This is a genomic window from Bacteroides muris (ex Fokt et al. 2023) (assembly GCF_024704895.1).
Classification (GTDB): domain Bacteria; phylum Bacteroidota; class Bacteroidia; order Bacteroidales; family Bacteroidaceae; genus Bacteroides; species Bacteroides muris.
The window spans coordinates 1-381 of the sequence record NZ_JAMZEE010000136.1; the positions used below are offsets into that span (position 1 = coordinate 1).

Consider the following 381-nt stretch of genomic DNA (forward strand, 5'->3'; position numbering starts at 1 on the left):
CTGGAAGTACTATGCTTACTTTAATGATATGAATATTTGATATAAGGTCATTTGCAAACTGGTTATTTATATATAAACCTTAAATTACATTATTATGTTTAGACAATTCAGAACAGTCAGCATGATGCTGCTTTTGTTGGGAGGCTCAACAGGAGCGGTTTATGCTGCAAACCCTGATGTAGCAGGGGTGTATGACACACAACAGAGCAGTGTTTGCAAAGGTGTGGTAAATGATGCATTCGGTCCTGTTATCGGTGCCTCGGTAGTAGTAAAAGGAAGTACCAATGGTGTGATTACCGACATCGATGGTAATTTCTCTTTGTCCGGTGTGAAAGAAGGCGACATTATCCAAATTTCATTTGTGGGTTACAAAACGGTAGA

1 protein-coding gene is annotated in these 381 nt (G+C 39.1%); it reads left to right on the top strand.

Annotation, left to right across the window (positions count from 1 at the left end):
• Positions 1–94: 94 nt before the first annotated feature.
• The coding region (locus tag M1B78_RS18590) for a carboxypeptidase-like regulatory domain-containing protein (RefSeq protein WP_257941510.1) at positions 95–381 on the top strand (287 nt) is incomplete at its 3' end.